The organism is Streptomyces sp. NPDC059994 (genome assembly GCF_042737755.1).
In the GTDB taxonomy this organism is placed as follows: Bacteria; Actinomycetota; Actinomycetes; order Streptomycetales; family Streptomycetaceae; genus Streptomyces.
This window is the reverse complement of the sequence record NZ_JBHWUR010000133.1, coordinates 1-18979: the sequence shown is the minus strand read 5'-3', so window position 1 is coordinate 18979 and position 18979 is coordinate 1. Positions and strand designations below refer to the sequence as shown.

Annotated in this window: 18 protein-coding genes; 13 read left to right on the top strand and 5 right to left on the bottom strand. The window is 72.6% G+C overall.

What is annotated here, in order from left to right:
- The first annotated feature begins 225 nt into the window (after positions 1-225).
- Positions 226-1290, top strand: a complete 1065-nt coding sequence (locus ACFWA7_RS35930) for a hypothetical protein (protein ID WP_385827280.1) — start codon at positions 226-228, stop codon at positions 1288-1290.
- Between the two features lie 25 nt (positions 1291-1315).
- Here the strand turns inward: ACFWA7_RS35930 and ACFWA7_RS35925 are convergent, their stop codons facing one another.
- Positions 1316-3454: a prolyl oligopeptidase family serine peptidase gene (locus ACFWA7_RS35925; RefSeq protein ID WP_385827278.1), complete on the bottom strand. Its 2139-nt coding sequence runs from the start codon at positions 3452-3454 to the stop codon at positions 1316-1318.
- 202 nt (positions 3455-3656) lie between these two features.
- Between ACFWA7_RS35925 and ACFWA7_RS35920 the strand changes: the two genes are divergently transcribed.
- The 8 genes from ACFWA7_RS35920 to ACFWA7_RS35885 all read left to right on the top strand — a co-directional run bounded on the left by ACFWA7_RS35920 (position 3657) and on the right by ACFWA7_RS35885 (position 11320).
- The gene (locus ACFWA7_RS35920; protein ID WP_101389912.1) at positions 3657-3851 is read left to right on the top strand and encodes a hypothetical protein; all 195 of its coding nucleotides are present in this window, start codon (positions 3657-3659) and stop codon (positions 3849-3851) included.
- A 76-nt stretch (positions 3852-3927) separates the two neighbouring features.
- Entirely contained in the window at positions 3928-4815 is an 888-nt protein-coding gene (mshB, locus tag ACFWA7_RS35915) for an N-acetyl-1-D-myo-inositol-2-amino-2-deoxy-alpha-D-glucopyranoside deacetylase (RefSeq protein WP_385827276.1), read from the top strand.
- A complete protein-coding gene (locus ACFWA7_RS35910; protein ID WP_385827274.1) occupies positions 4815-5237 on the top strand; it encodes a DUF6113 family protein in 423 nt (140 codons plus the stop codon). The genes mshB and ACFWA7_RS35910 overlap by 1 nt, the downstream gene beginning before the upstream one ends.
- Before the next feature lie 165 nt (positions 5238-5402).
- Positions 5403-7634: a hypothetical protein gene (locus ACFWA7_RS35905; protein WP_385827272.1), complete on the top strand. Its 2232-nt coding sequence runs from the start codon at positions 5403-5405 to the stop codon at positions 7632-7634.
- 137 nt (positions 7635-7771) lie between these two features.
- Positions 7772-8698, top strand: a complete 927-nt coding sequence (locus tag ACFWA7_RS35900) for an ABC transporter ATP-binding protein (RefSeq protein ID WP_385827270.1) — start codon at positions 7772-7774, stop codon at positions 8696-8698.
- On the top strand, positions 8692-9450 hold the full coding sequence (locus ACFWA7_RS35895; RefSeq protein ID WP_385547832.1) for an ABC transporter permease: 759 nt from the start codon (positions 8692-8694) through the stop codon (positions 9448-9450). Before ACFWA7_RS35900 ends, ACFWA7_RS35895 begins: the two co-directional genes overlap by 7 nt.
- Positions 9447-10631, top strand: coding sequence for a sensor histidine kinase (locus ACFWA7_RS35890; RefSeq protein ID WP_385827268.1), 1185 nt, complete (start codon positions 9447-9449; stop codon positions 10629-10631). Before ACFWA7_RS35895 ends, ACFWA7_RS35890 begins: the two co-directional genes overlap by 4 nt.
- Positions 10632-10714: 83 nt before the next feature.
- On the top strand, positions 10715-11320 hold the full coding sequence (locus ACFWA7_RS35885) for a response regulator (protein ID WP_385827266.1): 606 nt from the start codon (positions 10715-10717) through the stop codon (positions 11318-11320).
- A 19-nt stretch (positions 11321-11339) separates the two neighbouring features.
- On the opposite strand, the gene ACFWA7_RS35880 is transcribed toward ACFWA7_RS35885, so the two are convergent.
- Both ACFWA7_RS35880 and ACFWA7_RS35875 read right to left on the bottom strand, forming a co-directional pair.
- Positions 11340-12182, bottom strand: coding sequence for a transglutaminase-like domain-containing protein (locus ACFWA7_RS35880; RefSeq protein ID WP_385547823.1), 843 nt, complete (start codon positions 12180-12182; stop codon positions 11340-11342).
- 182 nt (positions 12183-12364) lie between these two features.
- Positions 12365-13384: a GNAT family N-acetyltransferase gene (locus ACFWA7_RS35875; RefSeq protein ID WP_385547820.1), complete on the bottom strand. Its 1020-nt coding sequence runs from the start codon at positions 13382-13384 to the stop codon at positions 12365-12367.
- Positions 13385-13525: 141 nt separating this feature from the next.
- Here ACFWA7_RS35875 and fdxA point away from each other — a divergent pair, with 141 nt between their 5' ends.
- Both fdxA and dapC read left to right on the top strand, forming a co-directional pair.
- Entirely contained in the window at positions 13526-13861 is a 336-nt protein-coding gene (gene fdxA / locus ACFWA7_RS35870) for a ferredoxin (protein ID WP_385547817.1), read from the top strand.
- A 103-nt stretch (positions 13862-13964) separates the two neighbouring features.
- On the top strand, positions 13965-15083 hold the full coding sequence (gene dapC, locus ACFWA7_RS35865; RefSeq protein WP_385827282.1) for a succinyldiaminopimelate transaminase: 1119 nt from the start codon (positions 13965-13967) through the stop codon (positions 15081-15083).
- A gap of 78 nt (positions 15084-15161) precedes the next feature.
- On the opposite strand, the gene ACFWA7_RS35860 is transcribed toward dapC, so the two are convergent.
- Together ACFWA7_RS35860 and ACFWA7_RS35855 are read right to left on the bottom strand one after the other, a co-directional pair.
- On the bottom strand, positions 15162-15611 hold the full coding sequence (locus tag ACFWA7_RS35860) for an ATP-binding protein (RefSeq protein WP_385547814.1): 450 nt from the start codon (positions 15609-15611) through the stop codon (positions 15162-15164).
- 289 nt (positions 15612-15900) lie between these two features.
- Positions 15901-16869 (bottom strand): hypothetical protein, encoded by a 969-nt coding sequence (locus ACFWA7_RS35855; protein ID WP_385547811.1) that lies wholly within the window; start codon positions 16867-16869, stop codon positions 15901-15903.
- A gap of 110 nt (positions 16870-16979) precedes the next feature.
- On the opposite strand from ACFWA7_RS35855, the gene dapE reads away from it, so the two are divergent.
- Complete coding sequence (gene dapE / locus ACFWA7_RS35850) at positions 16980-18059, top strand: succinyl-diaminopimelate desuccinylase (RefSeq protein ID WP_385547808.1); 1080 nt, start codon at positions 16980-16982, stop codon at positions 18057-18059.
- Between the two features lie 77 nt (positions 18060-18136).
- Positions 18137-18895, top strand: coding sequence for a TIGR00730 family Rossman fold protein (locus ACFWA7_RS35845; protein ID WP_385547805.1), 759 nt, complete (start codon positions 18137-18139; stop codon positions 18893-18895).
- The last annotated feature ends 84 nt before the right edge of the window (positions 18896-18979 follow it).

Genomic DNA, 18979 nt, shown 5'->3' with positions numbered 1-18979 from the left:
CCTCCTTCAAATTTTCCTCCCCAAACCCCCATACACACCCCCCCCCCGCCAACCCCCGCGGGGCGGGGGGGGGGCGGTGGGCGGGGGGGGGCCCCCCCCCCCCCCGGCCCGCCCGCCTCCGCAACCCCCGGGCCACGCACCCCTCTTGTCCATCCGGGCGCCGCGGGTGGAGGATTCGCCCGAGCAGGCGCTCGCCACGCCAACCGGGGGGGACGGCAAAGGGGCATGACGCAGCCACAGACACTCACGGCCGGGGCCCGGCTGACCGGCGCCGTCCTGTGCGCCTTCCTCGCGCTGCTCACGGCCGCCTGGATCGCCCGCGACATCCACGCCGCCCGCAGCCTGCCCGACCTCTGGTGGTTCTGGACCGGCGCGCCCAAGCACCGCGGCGGCACCCCGCTGACCACCGGCGTCCTCGACCCCGTCCTGCTCGTGGTCTACGCGGTGGCGGCCGCGGTCGTGCCCCGCTCACCGGCCGCCGCGGCCGTGCTGAGCTGCGTCGGCGCCGTCACCGCGGCGCTTCGGGTCTCCTCCCTGTGGGTGCTGCACGACGACTGGACGGACTCGACCGCCCTGCACGATCTGCACCGGCGGGCACTGCTCAGCACCTTCGCGGCGCTGGCGGCCGGGCTCGCCCTGGTCATCACGGCCGCCGCCGGACGCAGACCCGACGCGGCCCCCGGCCCGAGGCCGCAGGCCCGGCCCGGTCCGGGCGCCGGGACGACCGCGTTCCTGCTGCTCGGCGCGGCCGGTCTGGTGGCGGTGGCCTGGGAGATCTACTGGGCCGTGGAACTCTCCGGGGAGCAGTACAAGGCGCGGTTCACCGGCAAGCACCTGCCGCTGCTCTGGATGCCCGGCGGCTGGGTGGCGGTCGTCCTCGCGGCGATCGCGCTGACGGCCGCGGGCGGCGGGCTCGCGCGGGCCGTCCACGTACGGCCGCTCGGTCTGATGGCGGCCGCCGTCCTCACCGCCTCCGGCGCCATCGGGATCGCTCTGGCCGTACGGTTCGAACTGCTCGACCACTTCGGGGACTTGGAGACCGGGGCCCAGCTGCAGGTGCTGACGTGGTTCTTCCAGCCGGCCGCCGGTATCGCCCTGGTCCCGGTGCTCGCCCGGCGCGGCCCCGAGGACCGGGCGGGCGCGCCCGGGGCGCCGTGGACACCGCAGTCACCGCCGTACGCGCCCTACTCGCCCCAGCCGCCGCAGGACGGCCACGGCGGCGGCTTCGGCCCGCCGCCCCCGGGCTACGGCCCGCCCCCGCCGCCCTCCTCGCCGCCGCCGGGCTGGTGAGGCCGGCGGCGGCGAGGAGCGGGGTTCAGATCCCCAGCGAGCGCTTCAGGAAGTCCACTTGGAGCAGCAGCAGATTCTCCGCCACCTGCTCCTGCGGGGTCATATGGGTCACGCCCGTGAGCGGCAGCACCTCATGGGGGCGGCCGGCGGCGAGCAGGGCCGAGGAGAGACGCAGGGTGTGTGCGGCCACCACATTGTCGTCCGCCAGACCGTGGATGATCATCAACGGCCGGTGCTGCTCGGCCGGTTGGGACAGACCGGAGTCGGTGACCAGCGAGTTCGCCTCGTACACCGACGGGCTGCTCTGCGGGTCGCCGAGGTAGCGCTCGGTGTAGTGGGTGTCGTAGAGCCGCCAGTCGGTCACCGGCGCCCCAGCGATCCCCGCGTGGAAGACGTCGGGCCGGCGCAGCACCGCGAGCGCCGACAGATAGCCGCCGAAGGACCAGCCGCGCATCGCCACCCGGCCCAGATCCAGCGGGAAGGTGCCCGCGAGGCCATGGAGCGCCTCGATCTGGTCGTCGAGGGTGAGCGTGAAGTCGTCCCGGATCGCCTTCTCCCAGCCGGGGGAGCGGCCGGGTGCGCCGCGCCCGTCGGCCACGATCACCGCGAACCCCTGGTCCGCGAACCACTGCGAGGTGAGATGGGCGTTGTGGGCGGCGTGGACGCGCGCGCCGTGGGGACCGCCGTAGGGGTCCATCAGCACAGGAAGAGGACCGTCCGATTCCGAGTAATCGGCGGGGAGCAGCACGGCGCATGGGATGCGGCGTGCGCCCCCCTCGGTCAGCCGGACCCTGGCCGTGAGCACGGGGGTCTCCGCGTACGAGTCGACCTCCGCGACCGTCTTGCCGTCCCGTTCCACCCGGACCGTGGTGCCCGGGCTGTCCGGACGGGCCGAAGTGAGAACCGTCACCGGTCCGCCCCGGACCGCCGAGTGCACCCCGGCACCCTCCGAAACCCGCTCGATACCCAGCTCATTGACCCGGTACACATGGATCTCTCCGGTTTCGGGAGCACGGGCCGCCTCGCCGGCCGACGCCGAGACCAGGATGTCGTCGGTCCCGATGTCGAGCACGGCCCGGATCTGCAGCTGCCCTCCGGTCAGCGGACGGTCGCCCGCCGCGAGCACGCGCGCCCCGCCCTCGTCCGCGATCCGCACCAGCCGTCCGTCCGGCGCCCAGGCCGGGACGCCGGGGAAAAGATCGAGCCACACCGCGTCCTCGTCCGCGTGGACCGTCCGGGTCTTCCCGGACGCGGTGGGGGTGGTGTCGATGGTCAGATGCAGCTGCACCCGCTGGTCCCGGGCCTGCACCAGGAGCAGCGGGGCACCCGCCGCCGACCAGTGCACCCGTGCCAGGTACGGGTAGCGCTCCCGGTCCCAGACGACCTCGGTCCGGGAGCCGTCGAGCCCGTACAGGAACAGCCGCACCTCGGCGTTGGGCGTGCCCGCCGCCGGATACGCGACCCGCTGCGGCTCGCGGTCGGGGTTGGCGGGGTCGGCGATCCACCAGCGCCGCACGGGGCTGTCGTCGGCCCGCGCCACCAGGAGCGCGTCCCCGTCGGGCGACCACCAGTAACCCCGCGGGCGCTCCATCTCCTCGGCCGCGATGAACTCCGCTAGCCCATAGGTGACCTCGGGCGACTCCGGCTCGGCGAGCGCCCGGTCGCCCTCGCCGTCCGCCCCGGTCACGCGCAGGGCGCCCCGCGCCACATAGGCGACGAGGCGGCCGTCGGGCGAGGGTCGCGGGTCGATCACCGGGCCGGGAACGGGCAGTTCGCGGGTGGTCCCGGCCCGCAGCTCGGCCGTGAACAGCCGGCCCGAGAGGGCGAACGCGGCCAGCTCCACCGCCGCGTCGGTCGCATAGCCGACGATGCCCGCCGCACCCTCGCGGCTGCGCTCGCGCCGCGCCTTCTCCTGCTCCGACAGCTCCTCCACGGCTCCGCCGAGGAGCGCCCGGGGGTCGGCCGCGAGCCGTTCGTGCGCGCCGTCCTCCAGATCGAGCACCCAGAGGCTGTTGGCCGGATCCGTACCCCCAGGGGCCCTCAGAAAGGTCACCCGGCTGCCGTCCGGCGCCACCGTGAAGGCGCGGGGCGCACCGAGCGTGAAGCGCTGGGTCCTGGCGTACTGACGGGGAAACGAGGTCTTCCCAGGGGCAATTGAGGTCATGGAGGGAACCTAGCGGCACCCGTCCGCACCTGCTCGTACGTGGGGGGTGTGCGCCCCTTGTGCGCCCGTGCACCGATCAATGCGTTCCGTCGGATAGTTATGATCCATAGTGGGGGGTGGGTATGACTCTGCATGCCCCCTCACACGCTGCTCTGCCCCTACCGACTGGCTCTTTCCGACCGACAGATGGAGGTGAACCGCCGTGGCACTCTCGATTTCGGCGGTGGTGCTGCTGGCGATCATCGTCTTCCTGCTGGTCAGGAAGTCCGGACTGAAGGCCGGACACGCGGTGGTCTGCACTCTGCTCGGCTTCTACCTCGCCAGCTCGTCCATGGCGCCCACCATCAACGACCTCTCCAACAACGTCGCGGGCATGATCAGCGACATCAAGTTCTGACGGTCTTGTCGCCGCCCGGCCCGGTCGGGGGATCCGAGGCATGCCGCCGTGCGGCATGCCTCGTAGGCTGTCCCGTATGACGGATCTCCCCGCCCGGCGGCTGCTCCTGGTGCACGCCCACCCCGACGACGAGTCGATCAACAACGGCGCCACCATGGCCCGCTACGCCGCCGAAGGCGCGCTGGTCACGCTGGTGACCTGCACCCTCGGTGAGGAGGGCGAGGTCATCCCGGCCGACCTGGCCCACCTCGCCGCCGACCGGGACGACCGCCTCGGCGCCCACCGCGTCGGCGAACTCGCCGCCGCGATGAAGGAGCTCGGGGTCACCGACCACCGCTTCCTCGGCGGCCCCGGCCGCTTCCGCGACTCCGGGATGATGGGTCTTGAGCAGAACCGCCGCGAGGGCGCCTTCTGGAACACCGAGGTGGACGACGCGGCCCCCCATCTGGTCGAGGTGATCCGCGAGGTCCGCCCGCAGGTCCTGGTGACGTACGACTCCAACGGCGGCTACGGCCACCCCGACCACATCCAGGCCCACCGGGTGGCGATGCGCGCCGCCGAGCTGGCCGCCGAGCCCGGTTACCGCCCCGACCTCGGCGAGCCGCACACCATCGCCAAGCTCTACTGGAACCGGGTGCCGCGCTCGGTGGCCGAGGACGGCTTCGCCCGGCTCCGCGCCTCCGGGGTCTCCTTCCCCGGGATCGCCGACGTCGGCGACATCCCGGGCGTCGTCGAGGACACGCGGATCACGGCCGAGATCGACGGCGCCGCCCACGCCGCGGCCAAGGCCGCCGCGATGCGCGCACACGTCACCCAGATCGCCGTGGACGGCCCGTTCTTCGCGCTCTCCAACGACCTGGGCCAGCCGCTCTTCTCCGTCGAGTACTACGAGTTGGTCGACGGAGAGTCCGGGGCCCCGGCCGGCGAGCGCGAGCACGACCTGTTCGCCGGGCTGGACGTGTGATGAGCACTTCATCCCGTACGTCCGGTCCGTCCGTCAACTCCCGTACGGCGGGCGCCCGCCCCGGGCGGATCGCCGCCTTCGCGGCCCTGTTCGTGCTCGGTACGCTCACCGGGGCCGCGGGCGCGCTCGTCCAAGCCGCCTGGTTCCCCGGCGGGTTGCTGCTCTCGCTGGCCGCCGCGGCCGGACTCTTCTGGGCCGGTACGGCCCTGACGGGCAGCCGGGCCGGGGTCGGCGCGTCCGCCGCCGGATGGCTGGTGGCCGTGCTGTTCTTGACGACCACACGGCCCGAGGGCGACTTCGTCTTCGGCGCGGGACTGGGCTCGTACGTCTTCCTGCTCGGCGGGATGGTCGCGGCTGTGATCTGTGCCACGGTCGTCGGCCTGGTGCAACCACCCCGTGATTCGGTCCGACTTGGCAAGTGACGTGCGCGGTCACGGCGGCGCAGTACAGGGTGTGGTGCCCTGCTTTCCCGGGCGGTCCCGTGCTCGTCGACGGCGGCCAGTATGGTGGTGCGCGCCGCCGAGCCACCCGCACAGAGGAAAACGAGACAAGAGCGGGTGGTGGAGCCGATCGGGAGAGAACCTGCCTTGAGTCGTGAAACTGACAGTTCGACCTCCGGCCCCCAGGGGCGCGGCGGAGCTGCGTACCCGTCGGGTACCCCGCCGTACGGAACGCCGCACTCTCCGGCGCACGACGCCCCGGAAGCCGCCGTCGCCCAGCCGGACGAGCCCAAGACCGAGACCACGCTGACGACGCGTATCCGGATCAACATCCCCGGGTCCCGGCCCATCCCGCCGGTCGTGATGAGAACGCCCGTGAGCGACGCCGACAAGGCGTCCGCCGCCGCCGCGGAGAGCGAGCGTGCTCAGGCCGCCGAGGCGGAGGAGGCGGCCGCGGCCGCCGACGCCGCGGCCGAGGAGAAGCCGACCAGCGACTGGTTCGCGCCCCGCAAGGCGGGCTCCGGCGCGACCCCGCCGTCCGGCACGCCGCGCCAGAACCTCCCGTACTTCTCGGACAGCCCGCAGGGCGCGCCCGCCGACGGCTCTGCCACGGGCGCGCCCGCGCGGCCGGGGAGCAACGGCGGCGGCCCCGACAGCAACGGCGCCAACGGCTTCGCACGCGGCAACGGCACCAACGGCAACGGCACCAACGGCAACGGCTTCGCCTCCGGCCCGGCCGGTCCCTCGGGCGTCAACGGCTTCGCACCGGGCGGCCCCGACAGCAACGGCACCAACGGCAACGGCTTCGCCTCCGGTCCGGCCGGTCCCTCGGGCGTCAACGGCTTCGCACCGGGCGGCCCCGACAGCAACGGCTCCCACGGCTTCGCGCCCGGCGGCCCCGACGCCAACGGCTTCCGGCCCGGTGCGGCCGCGGCCAACGGCTCGGGCCGCTCCGCCCTGGCCGGCAACGGCGGCCCCGCCGGGCCCACCACCGGCCCGGTCACCGGCACCGCCGCGCTGCCCACCCGCCCGGTCGGCAGCCGCAAGGGCCAGCAGCGGCTCGGCGGCGCGCCGGGCGGCCCGGAAGGCACCCCGAGCCACGGGACCCCGGTCCTGGGCGCGCAGGGCGTGCGGCCCGGGCCCATGGCGCCGCCCGTGCCCCAGATGTCCGACGACACGGCGATCCTGACCCCGCAGCCCCCGGCCCCGATGCCGGGTGCCGGGGGTGGTGGCGTGAATCCGCCCCCGCCGGCGAGCCACGTCTCCGGGGACACGCTGACCAGCGGGATCCCGGTCGTACCGGGGGACAACCGCTCCCCGTTCGCGCCCGGCGGCGCGGGTCCCGACCTCACGCCGCGGCTGCCGGACGGGCCGCGCCCCGCGGAGGAGCCGCCCGCCCCGGCCCGTACGAGCTCGCCCGCGCCCGCCAAGAAGAAGGGCCGCTCCAAGCTGGTCCTGCTCGGCGTCGCGGCCTTCGTGCTGGCCGGTGTCGCGTACGGCGCGGGCCTGCTGCTCAACCACTCCGAGGTCCCCAAGGGCACCACGGTCCTGGGCGTCGACATCGGCGGCGGCAGCAAGGAGCAGGCCGTCGCCAAGCTCGACGCCACGCTCGGAAAGCGCGCGGCCCAGCCGCTGCGGCTCTCCGTCGACGGCAAGAAGGAGACGCTCGCGCCCGACAAGGCGGGCCTCGCCCTGGACAGCCAGGCGACCGTGCGCAACGCGGCTGGCAGCGACTACAACCCGGTCTCCGTCATCTCCTCCCTCTTCGGCGGCAAGCGCGTCGCCGAGCCGGTCATCCCGGTCGACGAGGAGAAGCTGGGCGTGGCGCTGACCGACCTGGCGGGCGCCTCGGGCTCGGCGGTCGAGGGCACGATCAAGTTCGTCCCGGGCAAGGCCGTTGCCGTACCCGGCAAGGCGGGCAAGAGCCTCGACGTCAACCGCTCGACGATCTCGGTCAAGGACGCGTACCGGGCGCAGGTCGAGACGGGCAGGCCCAACGAGGTGAAGCTGCCGGTCACCGGGCGCCAGCCGACCATCACCCAGGCCGAGATCGACCGGGCGATGAACGAGTTCGCCAAGCCCGCGATGTCCGGCCTGATCACCGTCAAGGCGGGCGGCAAGCGCATCGACTTCGGCCCGGTGAAGTCGCTCCCGAAGATCCTTTCCATGAAGCCGATCGAGGGCAAGCTGGTCGAGGTCTACGACAAGAAGGCGATAGAGCAGCTCATGGGCAGCACCTTCAACGGCGTGATGATCATGAAGGGCGACGGCCAGAAGCACCAGCTGACGTCCGACGACGTGGCCAAGGCGATGCAGAGCGCCCTGCGCGGCAAGACCTCGGCGGAGCGCATCGTGACGATCGATCTGAACCCGAGCTGACCTGCGGTCCCGTGCCCGGCCCCCGTACGCCCCGCGCGTACGGGGGCCGTGTCATGCCATCCGCATGACATCTGTCATCCGACACTCACGACACCCGGCACTGCCCCCGGCCAGGGCCCGCGGGCGAATCTTGGGTCATGACCACAATGACCTCCACCCCCACCTCCGTGGTGAGCTTCGAGCACGTGAGCAAGAGCTACGGCGACGTCCACGCCGTCGCCGGGCTCTCCCTGGAGCTGCACCCCGGCGAGACGGTCGCGCTCCTCGGGCCGAACGGCGCGGGCAAGTCGTCCACGCTCGACCTGCTGCTCGGGCTGCGCAAGGCCGACTCCGGCTCGGTGCGCCTCTTCGGCACCACGCCCGAGCAGGCCATCAAGGACGGCCGGGTCGGCGCGATGCTCCAGAGCGGCGGTCTGATGGAGGAGGTCAAGGTCCGCGAGCTGGTCCGGCTCGCCTGCGATCTGCACCCGCGTCCGCACCCGGTCGAGGAGGTCCTGGACCGCGCGGGCATCGCGCAGATCGCCGACCGTATGGTCAACAAGCTCTCCGGCGGCCAGGAGCAGCGCGTCCGCTTCGCGCTCGCGACCGCCGGCGCCAACGACCTGATCGTCCTGGACGAGCCGACCACCGGCATGGACGTCACCGCCCGCCAGGCGTTCTGGGCGACCATGCGCGAGCAGGCGCAGCAGGGCCGTACGGTCCTGTTCGCCACCCACTACCTGGAGGAGGCGGACGCGATCGCGGACCGCGTCCTGGTCCTGCACAAGGGCCGGCTGCTCGCCGACGGCACCGCCTCCGAGATCAAGGCGAAGGCCGGCGCCCGCCGGATCGCCTTCGACCTGGAGGGCGTGATCGACGAGGACGCCCTGCGCCGGCTGCCCTTCCTGACCTCCTTCGACGTCTCGGGCCGTACGGTCCGCATCCAGTCCACCGACGCCGACGCCACCGTCCACGCGCTGTACGGGCTGAGCCTGTACCCCCGCAACCTCGAAGTCGCGGGCCTCGGCCTGGAGCAGGCCTTCGTCGCCATCACCGAGGCCGAGGAGGCCAAGGCAGCATGCTGAATCAGTTCTTTTCCGGGTCCCTGATCAAGCTCGAAATCACCCGCACCCTGCGGAACAAGAAGTTCATGTTCTTCTCGGTGATCTACCCGTCGGCGCTCTATCTGTTGATCTCCGGCTCCCAGAACACCACGGACAGGATCGGCGACACCGATCTGACCTTCCCCGCCTTCTTCATGGTCTCGATGGCCTCGTTCGGCGCGATCACCGCCGTCCTGATGGGCAACAGCGAGAAGATCGCCAAGGAGCGCGAGAAGGGCTGGGTGCGCCAGCTGCGGCTGACCGCGCTGCCCGGCCGCGGCTACGTCCTGGCGAAGATCGCCAGCGCCGCCGTGGTCACCCTGCCCTGCATCGTGGTGGTCTTCCTGGTCGCGGCCACGGTCAAGGACGTACGGTTCGACGCCTGGCAGTGGCTGGCGCTGACCGGCTCCATCTGGGCGGGCTCGCTCTGCTTCGCCGCGCTCGGCGTGGCCATCGGCTACCTCGCCAGCGGTGACGCGGTCCGCCCGATCACGATGATCATCTACTTCGGCCTCTCCATCCTGGGCGGCCTGTGGATGCCCACGACGACGTTCGCGCCCTGGCTCCAGTCGCTCGCCAAGTGGCTGCCCACCCACGCGTACGCTGCGCTCGGGCAGGCCATCGAGGCGGGCAACGCCCCGGACACCAAGGACGTGGCCGTCCTCGCCGCCTACTTCCTGCTCTTCGCGGGCGGCGCGGCCTGGCTGTACCGGAAGGACACCCTGAAGGCGTGACGAGCGTGACGGAAGACCGCAGGGCCGAGGCCACCGTGGCCACGATCGGCCGCCCTCCGGAGAACCGCCAGGAGGCGCTGCGCAGGCTGCTGTGGATCGGCATCTGGCTGGCGTTCCTCGGCGCCCCGGTGTCCGACCTCCTCAAGCGGGAGCACACGACGTGGGCGACCGTGCTCGGCTGGCTCGCCCTGGTGGCGTTCGTCGCGGTCTATCTGGCCCTGGTCTTCCGTCACACCGCCCGCCCCTTCGCCCGCACCACGGTCGCCTCGATACTGGTCTTCCTGACCTGTATCGCGGTGGTCACCTCGCTGACCCTGGACGCGCCCTGGCTGGTGCTCTTCGTGTACGTGTCGGTCGGCTGCGGGGCGGTGCTGCCGCTGCCCCTGGCGAGATGGGCGATCCCGGGCGCGACGGCCGCGATGGCCCTGATCGGCCTGACCACCAAGGGCGACTGGGGTGACTTCGTGCCGGGCCTGGCGATCCCGGCCCTGCTCGGCGGCTTCGCCATGACGGGCGTGCGCCATCTCGTCCGTACGACCGTGGAACTGCGCCAGGCCAGGGCCACCGTGGCCCAGCTGGCGGCCAACGAGGAGCGGCTGCGCCTCGCCCGCGACCTGCACGACCTGCTGGGCCACTCGCTCTCCCTGATCACGCTCAAGAGCGAGCTGGCGGGCCGGATGCTCCCCGGCCACCCCGACCAGGCGGCCCAGCAGGTGGCCGACATCGAACAGGTCAGCCGCCAGGCCCTGGTGGACGTACGGGAAGCGGTCACCGGCTACCGCAGGGCGACCCTCACCGGGGAACTGGCGGGCGCGCGCACCGCGTTGACGGCCGCCGGGGTCGCGGCGGACCTGCCGATGACGGCCGAACTCCCGCCCGGCCTGCCCCCGGGTGCGGGGGAGGCCCTGGCCTGGGTGATCCGTGAGGCCGTCACCAACGTGGTCCGCCACAGCGGCGCCCGCACCTGCGCGATCACCCTCGGGGAGCGCCAGACCCTGGACGGCCGCTTCCTGGAACTGAAGATCGCGGACGACGGCCGAGGGGGTTCCGCCGTAACGGCGGGCAACGGCTTGACGGGCTTGGCGGAACGCCTGTCGGAGGTGGACGGCATGCTGGAGCCGTCGGCGCAGAAGGGCAAGGGCTTCACACTGACGGCGAGGGTGCCGCTGGGCGCCCCATAGGGGCGCGGGAACCGCGCGACCAGCCCGGCAAGGTCCGCGGCCGACCAACGGCACAACGACCGCCGCCGCTTAGAATCCGGCTCATGATCCGCCTACTCCTGGCCGAAGACCAATCCATGGTCCGTGAAGCACTCGCGGCCCTGCTCGGCCTGGAGCCGGACTTCGAAGTGGTCGCCCAGGTGGCCAGGGGCGACGAGGTGCTGGGCGCGGCCCGCGCCTTCACCCCCGACGTGGCGCTGCTCGACATCGAGATGCCCGGCAAGACCGGCATCGAGGCGGCGGCCGAACTCCACAAAGAGCTCCCCGCCCTCAAAATCGTCGTCCTGACGACGTTCGGCCGCCCCGGCTATCTGCGCAGCGCGATGGAGTCGGGCGCCGACGCCTTCCTGGTGAAGGACGCCCCGGCCGCCCAGCTCGCGGCCGCGGTGCGCAAGGTGCTCGCGGGGGAGCGGGTGATCGACCCGACGCTGGCCGCGGCCGCGCTCGCGGAGGGCGCCAACCCGCTGACCGACCGCGAGCGCGACGTTCTGCGCGCGGCGGCGAGCGGCGCCACCAACGCGGAACTCGCCCGCACCCTCTCCCTCTCCCAGGGCACGGTCCGCAACTACCTCTCCATGGCCATCCAGAAACTGGCGGCCCGCAACAGGGCGGAGGCGGTGGGGATCGCGCGGGAGAAGGGCTGGTTGTAGGACTCCTACTGGCCCGGCGTCAGTTCAGCATCGCCCGAGCCGCCCGCGCCCGCCCCCGGATCGTCTCCGCCGTGCCGGGTTCCACCGGCTCCAGGACGTCGGCGTACAGGTCGAGTTCCGCCGCGCCCCCCAGGAAGTCGCCCCGCTGGACCAGGAGTTGGGCGCGTTCGTAGCGGAGCCGGGCCGGGTGGGTGGGCAGGAGCAGGGAGAGGTCCAGGGCCCACAGGGCGACCGCGCTCTGCTCCGGGCGGGCCGCCGCCCAGGCACGGATGTTGTTGAGGATGCGCAGCACGATCGCCAGTGGGTCGGCCGGGGTGAGCATCGACGGGTCGAGCGGGGCGCCGGTGGCGCCGGCCACCAGGAGCTCCGCGTCCGCGCCCGTCAGCGGCCGCCCCCCGTCGAACGGGTCCGCGAGCACCCGCTCCTCCGGGCGGCCGAAGCCCACCACGAAGTGGCCGGGCAGGGCCACTCCGTACACCGGCGCCCCGGCTCTGCGGGCCACCTCCATCCAGACCACCGAGAGCAGGATCGGCAGGCCCCGGCGGCGGCGCAGGACCTCCGGCAGGAGTGAGGACTCCAGGCGCTGGTACTCGGCCGGGGTGCCCCGGAACTCGCAGCCGCGGCCGAGCAGTTCGGCCAGCGCCCCCGCCCACGGGCGGGCCCCGGAGACGCCGTACGGGAGCAGACCGGCGAGGCGGTCCAGCTCCATCTGGGCGTCGTCGAGGCCCCGCTGCCCGAGCTCGGGGTCGGCCACCGCGCCGATCAGCAGGCACAGCGTCGCGAGGTCCGGCCGCTCGGACCGGGCCTCCTCGGTGAACTGCCGCCGCCAGTCGTTGGTGCTATCGCTTTCGGGATATTCCATCAGCTTTCCGTGGTATTTCCTGCTCGTCCCGAAAGGGGCTGGTTCGGGGTGGACCGCAACCTGCGGGTGGGAAGCCCCCGCCGTTCAGGTGGGGAGCGGAGTCACCACCGCCTCGTACCCGATCGGCTGGATCGGGAAATGACGGCGGGGGATCCGGGTGCCCCGGAGGGTGGTCCGACCGGTCAGGTCGGCCGGACCGATCCGCCGGGTTCCCGGAAGTGGTGATAGCTGTGATGCGTCGCGAAGCCGAGCGCGTCGTACAGCGCCGCCGCTCCTTCATTGTCCGCCTCGACCTGGAGCCACGCCGCCGACGCCCCCTCGGAGAGGGCCTGGCGGGCCAGCGCGGCCATCACGGCCGTCGCGAGCCCCCGGCGGCGGTGCGCCGGGTCCACCTCGACCGCCATGAACCCCGCCCAGCGGCCGTCGACCACGCACCGGCCGATCGCGGCGGGCGCCCCGCCCCCGTCCCCGGCCACCGTCGCGAACCATGTCGAGGGGCCGCTCTCCAGTACCTTCAGCACATGGGGTCCGGGCGTGCCGGTGCGCTGGTAGCGGCCGAGCCAGGCGGAACCGACAGAACGGGACAGCCCGACCCGTGAGACGTCCGTGTCGAGGTCCCCGATCGGGGCAAGTGCGGCGATCCGCAGTTGGGCGCTTACCTCGCGAATCCACCCAAAGTTTTCAAGATCGACGCAGAGGCCCTCCTGGGTCCCCTCGGCGCCGGTGGACGTTTGTATGTACGTGGGAAGTCCGCGGGCGGTGTACCAGGCGTGCGCGTACGCGAGGGCGTCCGCGAGCGGCATCCCCGGGTCGCCGAGCGGCAGTACCGAATTGGCCCGGCGGGTGAATCCACCGGCCGCCCGCAGCGTCCACCCGCCCAGCGCCTCGCTCTCCACGGGCTGCCACGCACGTGCGCTGACCAGCGCCAATTCCCGGAAGGTGGCGGCCGGACCACGGCGCCGGGCGGGTTCGGCCGGGATGACCTTGCCCGCCACCATCTCGCGCTCCGGGACGTGGACCGTCTGCCCGTTCCGACGTACGATCGAGAGCATTCCGGCATCCCACGATGTGAGAACGCCGACCGTGTCGGTGAACTTCTCGCCCCGCTCCCCGGACCTCGCCAGGTGTCTGACTGATACGCGTTTGCCCTGATCTTCAGGCGTGATTCTGACGATCAACCGTCCGCCGGTGGTGAACTCCACAGCTCTCTTCGCCCCTCCTGTTCGGATCGCGCCCCGGAACGGAGATACTAGGTGTGGGCATCGACGACGCCGCGCTCCCGCGCGCCACGTGGACGGAGCCGCAGACCGGCCCGCCGCGCCCTATCGAGGAGGAACGACAGCGTGACCTACGTCATTGCGGAGCCTTGTGTCGACCTTAAGGACAAGGCATGCATCGAAGAGTGCCCGGTCGACTGCATCTATGAGGGCAAGCGGTCCCTCTACATCCACCCGGACGAGTGCGTCGACTGTGGTGCCTGTGAGCCGGTCTGCCCGGTCGAGGCCATCTTCTACGAGGACGACACCCCGGAGGAGTGGAAGGACTACTACAAGGCGAACGTCGAGTTCTTCGACGAGCTCGGTTCGCCCGGTGGTGCCTCCAAGCTCGGCCTGATCGAGCGCGACCACCCCTTCATCACCGCGCTGCCCGCCGACATCAACGCCGACAGCGATCACTGACACTGACACCGCGTGTCCCCCCGGTCCCGTACGGCGCCCACCGCCCTGCGGGACCGAGGCGTTTCGTCCGTACGGAACCGAGTACGAGAAAGTGAGCACCTCCGTGGGCGCAGTCTCCGCACGCCTGCCCGTCTTCCCCTGGGACAAGCTGGAGCCGTACAAGGCGACGGCCTCGGCCCACCCGGACGGGATCGTGGACCTGTCCGTCGGCACCCCGGTCGACCCGGTCCCGGCGCTGATCCAGAAAGCGCTGATCGAGGCCGCGGACTCGCCGGGCTATCCGACGGTGTGGGGGACCACGGAGCTGCGCGACGCGCTCACCGGATGGGTCGGGCGCCGGCTCGGCGCGGTCGGCGTCGGCCACCGCAACGTGCTGCCGGTGGTCGGGTCCAAGGAGCTGGTGGCCTGGCTGCCGACCCAGCTGGGCCTCGGCGCGGGCGACAAGGTCGCCTACCCCCGGCTCGCGTACCCGACGTACGAGGTGGGCGCCCGGCTCTGCGGTGCGACGCCCGTCGTCTACGACACGGAGACATTTGCGGGTGACCCCGCGGGGGCGGACCTCGACCCGGCCGGTCTCAAGCTCCTGTGGCTGAACTCGCCGTCGAACCCGACCGGCCGGGTCCTCGCCAAGGACGAGCTGGTCCGGATCGTCGCCTGGGCGCGCGAGCACGGCGTCCTCGTCTTCTCCGACGAGTGCTACCTGGAGCTGGGCTGGGAGGCCGAGCCGGTCTCGGTGCTGCACCCGGACGTCTGCGGCGGTACGTACGAGGGCATCGTCGCCGTCCACTCGCTCTCCAAGCGGTCCAACCTCGCGGGCTACCGCGCGGCCTTCCTCGCGGGCGACGAGGCGGTGCTCGGCGAGCTGCTCCAGATCCGCAAGCACGGCGGGATGATGACGGCCGCGCCCGTCCAGGCGGCCACGGTGGCGGCGCTCGGCGACGATGTGCACGTCCAGGAGCAGCGGGCGCGCTACGCGGCCCGCCGCGCCGCCCTGCGCGACGCGCTGGTCAAGCACGGCTTCCGGATCGAGCACAGCGAGGCCAGCCTCTACCTGTGGGCGACCCGCGACGAGGGCTGCTGGGAGACCGTGGAGCACCTCGCCGGTCTCGGCATCCTCGTGGCGCCCGGCGACTTCTACGGCGAGGCGGGCGAGCGGTTCGTGCGGGTGGCCTTCACGGCGACGGACGAACGCGTCGAGGCGGCCGTCAAGCGGCTGGGCTAGGGCCGTACGAGCTCGTACGTACGAGAAGGGGCCCCGGGGACAGGATCCCGGGGCCCCTTCGGCCTTGTGCCGCGCGGCTCAGCCGACGGGCAGGCTCTTGAGCGGCAGCTGGTCGGTGGAGGGCAGTCCGCCGGCGGGCAGCCGGCCGCCGACCGGAAGGCCGTCCAGGCTGGTCGACCGGGCGGTGGAGCCGAGGAGGTTGCCCGCGTTGCCCGCGGCGTCGCCCGCCGTCTTCTGGGCCGCCGGGGTCGCCGTCCTGCCCGCCTTGCCGACGGCCTTGCCCGCGGCCGGAACCGTCTGCTTGACCGCCTTGCTGCCGGCGTCGCCCGCCAGGCCGGTGGCCTTCTGCGTGGCGCCGTCGACGGTGTTGCCGAGGTTCGCGCCGTCGAGGGCGGTCAGGCCGCCCAGGTTCGGGGTCTCCGGAAGGGACGCGGCGCTCGCCGCGCCGGCCGCGCCGACCACGGGAACTGCACCCGCCGCGATGAGCAGCGCGGCACGGGCGATCCGACGGGTCAGGGGGAGGGACATGATGCTCCTTGAGACGGGAGGAACGGCGTTCGGACGCTGTGACAACTCCTCTGGGTGCGGCGGAGGTTGCGGAGGCCATAGGTAAAGAGTTCGTAATGCGTCGCATTATCGGGTTCGGATAAAAACGGGCAAATGAGCCGTCGCGACAATACGCTGAACGCCACCGATTCCCTTTGTTCTCAAGGGAATTGACGATTCTTCCGGCGGTCGCGCGAGTGGGCGTACGAAACGGTGTACGCGAAAGTCATCTGTGCCCCGCACGAGTGGCCGTCCGAACAGGTGTCGCGCGCTATCCGGCGAGCTGGATCCGGACCTGGCCGAATGCGCCGGAACTCTCCGCGCCGCCCGTGGCGCCGCCCGCGTTCCGGCTGGTGGCGCTGCTCGCGCCGGCCTCGGTGTCGTCCGTGTGCCAGCCCCTGCGGGAGCCGTCCACGCGCCAGGTGCGTCCGGCGTACGAGACCTGCTCCACGCGGAACGCGGCGGCGTGCGCGACCGCCCAGTGGGCCAGCTCCCAGCCGCGCTGCTCGGCGCCGCCCTCGGCACCGGCCCGCGCGGGCGCCCGCACCGGGACCGTGACCTCACGCCCGTCGCCCTTGTCCGGAGCCACCCCCGCGCCGAACGCCCGGGCCAGCTCGGTGCGTACCTTCGCCGGGTCGCCCGGGTGGGCGTCCTTGGCGATCGTGCAGGTCAGCGAGGCGGGAGTGCGGCCGGTGAGGACGGCGGTGAGCAGCGCCGCGTCCGGCTCGTGCTTGGCGTAGGCCTGCGGGAAGCCGCTGCGCTGGACCCGCTGCGCGGCGACGGTGAGCGGCAGCCGCGAGTAGCCGGGCACTTCGGCCAGGCGCTGGTAGAACTTCCCGGCCGAGTAGACCGGGTCCATGATCTGCTGCACGGTGCCCCAGCCCTGCGAGGGCCGCTGCTGGAAGAGTCCCACCGAGTCGCGGTCGCCGTGCGTGATGTTGCGCAGGCCCGACTCCTGGAGCGCGGTGGCCAGCGCGATCGTCACCGCCCGCTCGGGCATCCCGCGCGAGGTGCCGACCGCGGAGATGGTCGCCGCGTTCACGGCCTGCTCGGGGCTGAGCCGGTAGGTGTCGTCCCCGGACCCCACCGTGCATCTCGGCGCCCCCGGCCCGCCGCTCATGTACTGCACCGCCAGATATCCGGCGACGGCGAGCAGCACGACCGCCGCGGCCACGATACGGAAGAGGCGGCCGCGCCTTACGGGTCGGTTGGGGGTGACGGGCTGGGACACGGGGACCACCGTACTGGAGGGCGGGGCGGGGGCCCGGGGGCCGGTGCCGGGACTGGTGCGGGCCGCGTGCTTCCGGACGCCCCCGCCCTGGTCGGGCGGTGCGCGCTAGGGTCGTGGCCATGGCAGACAGCGCACTCGACCTGACCCTGGACGGCCCCGCGCTCACCGCGTGGCTCGTCGACTTCCCGTCGGAGAGCGGGACGGAGAAGCCGCTCGCGGACGCGATCGAGGCGGCGCTGCGGACGCTGCCGCACCTGACCGTGGACCGCCACGGCAACAACGTCGTCGCGCGCACGGACCTGGGCCGGGCCGAGCGGGTCATCCTCGCCGGGCACATCGACACCGTGCCGATCGCCGACAACGTGCCGTCCCGCCTCGACGGGAACGGCATCCTGTGGGGCTGCGGCACCTCGGACATGAAGTCGGGCGTGGCCATCCAGCTGCGGATCGCCGCGACCGTCCCCGAGCCCAACCGCGACCTCACCTTCGTCTTCTACGACAACGAAGAGGTCGCCGCACACCTCAACGGTCTCGGTCATGTGGCCGACGCACACCCCGACTGGATCGAGGGCGACTTCGCGGTCCTCCTGGAGCCCTCCGACGCCCAGGTCGAGGGCGGCTGCCAGGGCACGCTGCGGGTCATCCTGCGCACGGCGGGGGAGCGGGCCCACTCCGCGCGCAGCTGGATGGGGTCCAACGCCATCCACACGGCCGCCCCGATCCTGGCCAGGCTCGCCGCGTACGAGCCGCGCCGACCGGTGATCGACGGCCTGGAGTACCACGAGGGCTTGAACGCGGTACGGATCGAGGGCGGCGTCGCCAACAACGTCATCCCCGACGCCTGCGCGGTCACCGTCAACTACCGCTACGCCCCGGACCGCACCGCCGAGGAGGCGCTGGCCCACGTCCGCGAGGTCTTCGCGGACTGCGAGATCGCGGAGTTCACCGTCGACGACCACTCGGGCGCGGCCCTGCCGGGGCTCTCGCACCCGGCCGCCGCGGCCTTCATGGCGGCGGTCGGCGGCACCCCGCAGCCCAAGTTCGGCTGGACCGACGTCTCCCGCTTCGGCGCGCTCGGCGTCCCCGCCGTGAACTACGGGCCCGGCGACGCCCTGTACGCGCACAAGCGGGACGAGCACGTCGCCGTCGACCGGATCACCCACTGCGAACGGCGACTTCACGCCTGGCTGACCACCTGAATTTCGTCATTCGTCACGTAGGTCGTCCTACGCTGGCCGGACGCGTCATATGACTCAGTCAGCGGAGGGAGCACGCAATGGCCAACCCCGAGGGAGAGTTTCCGGGCGAACAGCGGCTGGAGCAGAGGCTCGGGCCGGTGCTGCGCCGCCGCGACCAGGTCCAGGCCGGGACCACCGACCAGCGGCTCCTCGACACCGAGGGCGACTCGGAGTGGGTGCACACCGACCCCTGGAGAGTCATGCGTATCCAGTCCGAGTTCGTGGAGGGCTTCGGCGCGCTCGCCGAACTGCCCAGCGCCATCAGCGTCTTCGGCTCGGCCCGCACACCGGTGGGCTCACCGGAGTACGAGGCGGGCGTGGCCATCGGCCGCGCGCTGGTAGAGGCGGGCTTCGCGGTGATCACCGGCGGCGGCCCGGGTGCGATGGAGGCGGCCAACCGGGGCGCGCGCGAGGCGCGGGGCGTCTCGGTCGGCCTCGGCATCGAGCTCCCCTTCGAGCAGGGGCTCAACCCGCACGTCGACATCGGCGTCAACTTCCGCTACTTCTTCGTCCGCAAGACGATGTTCGTGAAGTACGCGCAGGGCTTCGTCGTCCTGCCCGGCGGCCTCGGCACGCTGGACGAGCTCTTCGAGGCGCTCACCCTCGTCCAGACCGGCAAGGTGACCCGCTTCCCGATCGTCCTGTTCGGCTCGAAGTACTGGGCGGGCCTGGTCGACTGGCTCCGCGACACAGTGGTCGGCGGCGGCAAGGCCTCCGCCCACGACCTGCTCCTCTTCCACGTCACGGACAGCGTGGAGGAGGCGGTGGCGATGGTGACGAAGGAGGTGGGGCGGTAGTTCGCCAGGGGCTGCGCCCCCGGACCCCGTTTGTCTGCGGGTCGGTGGGGGTTGCGCGCGCCGTTCCCCGCGCCCCTGGAAGCC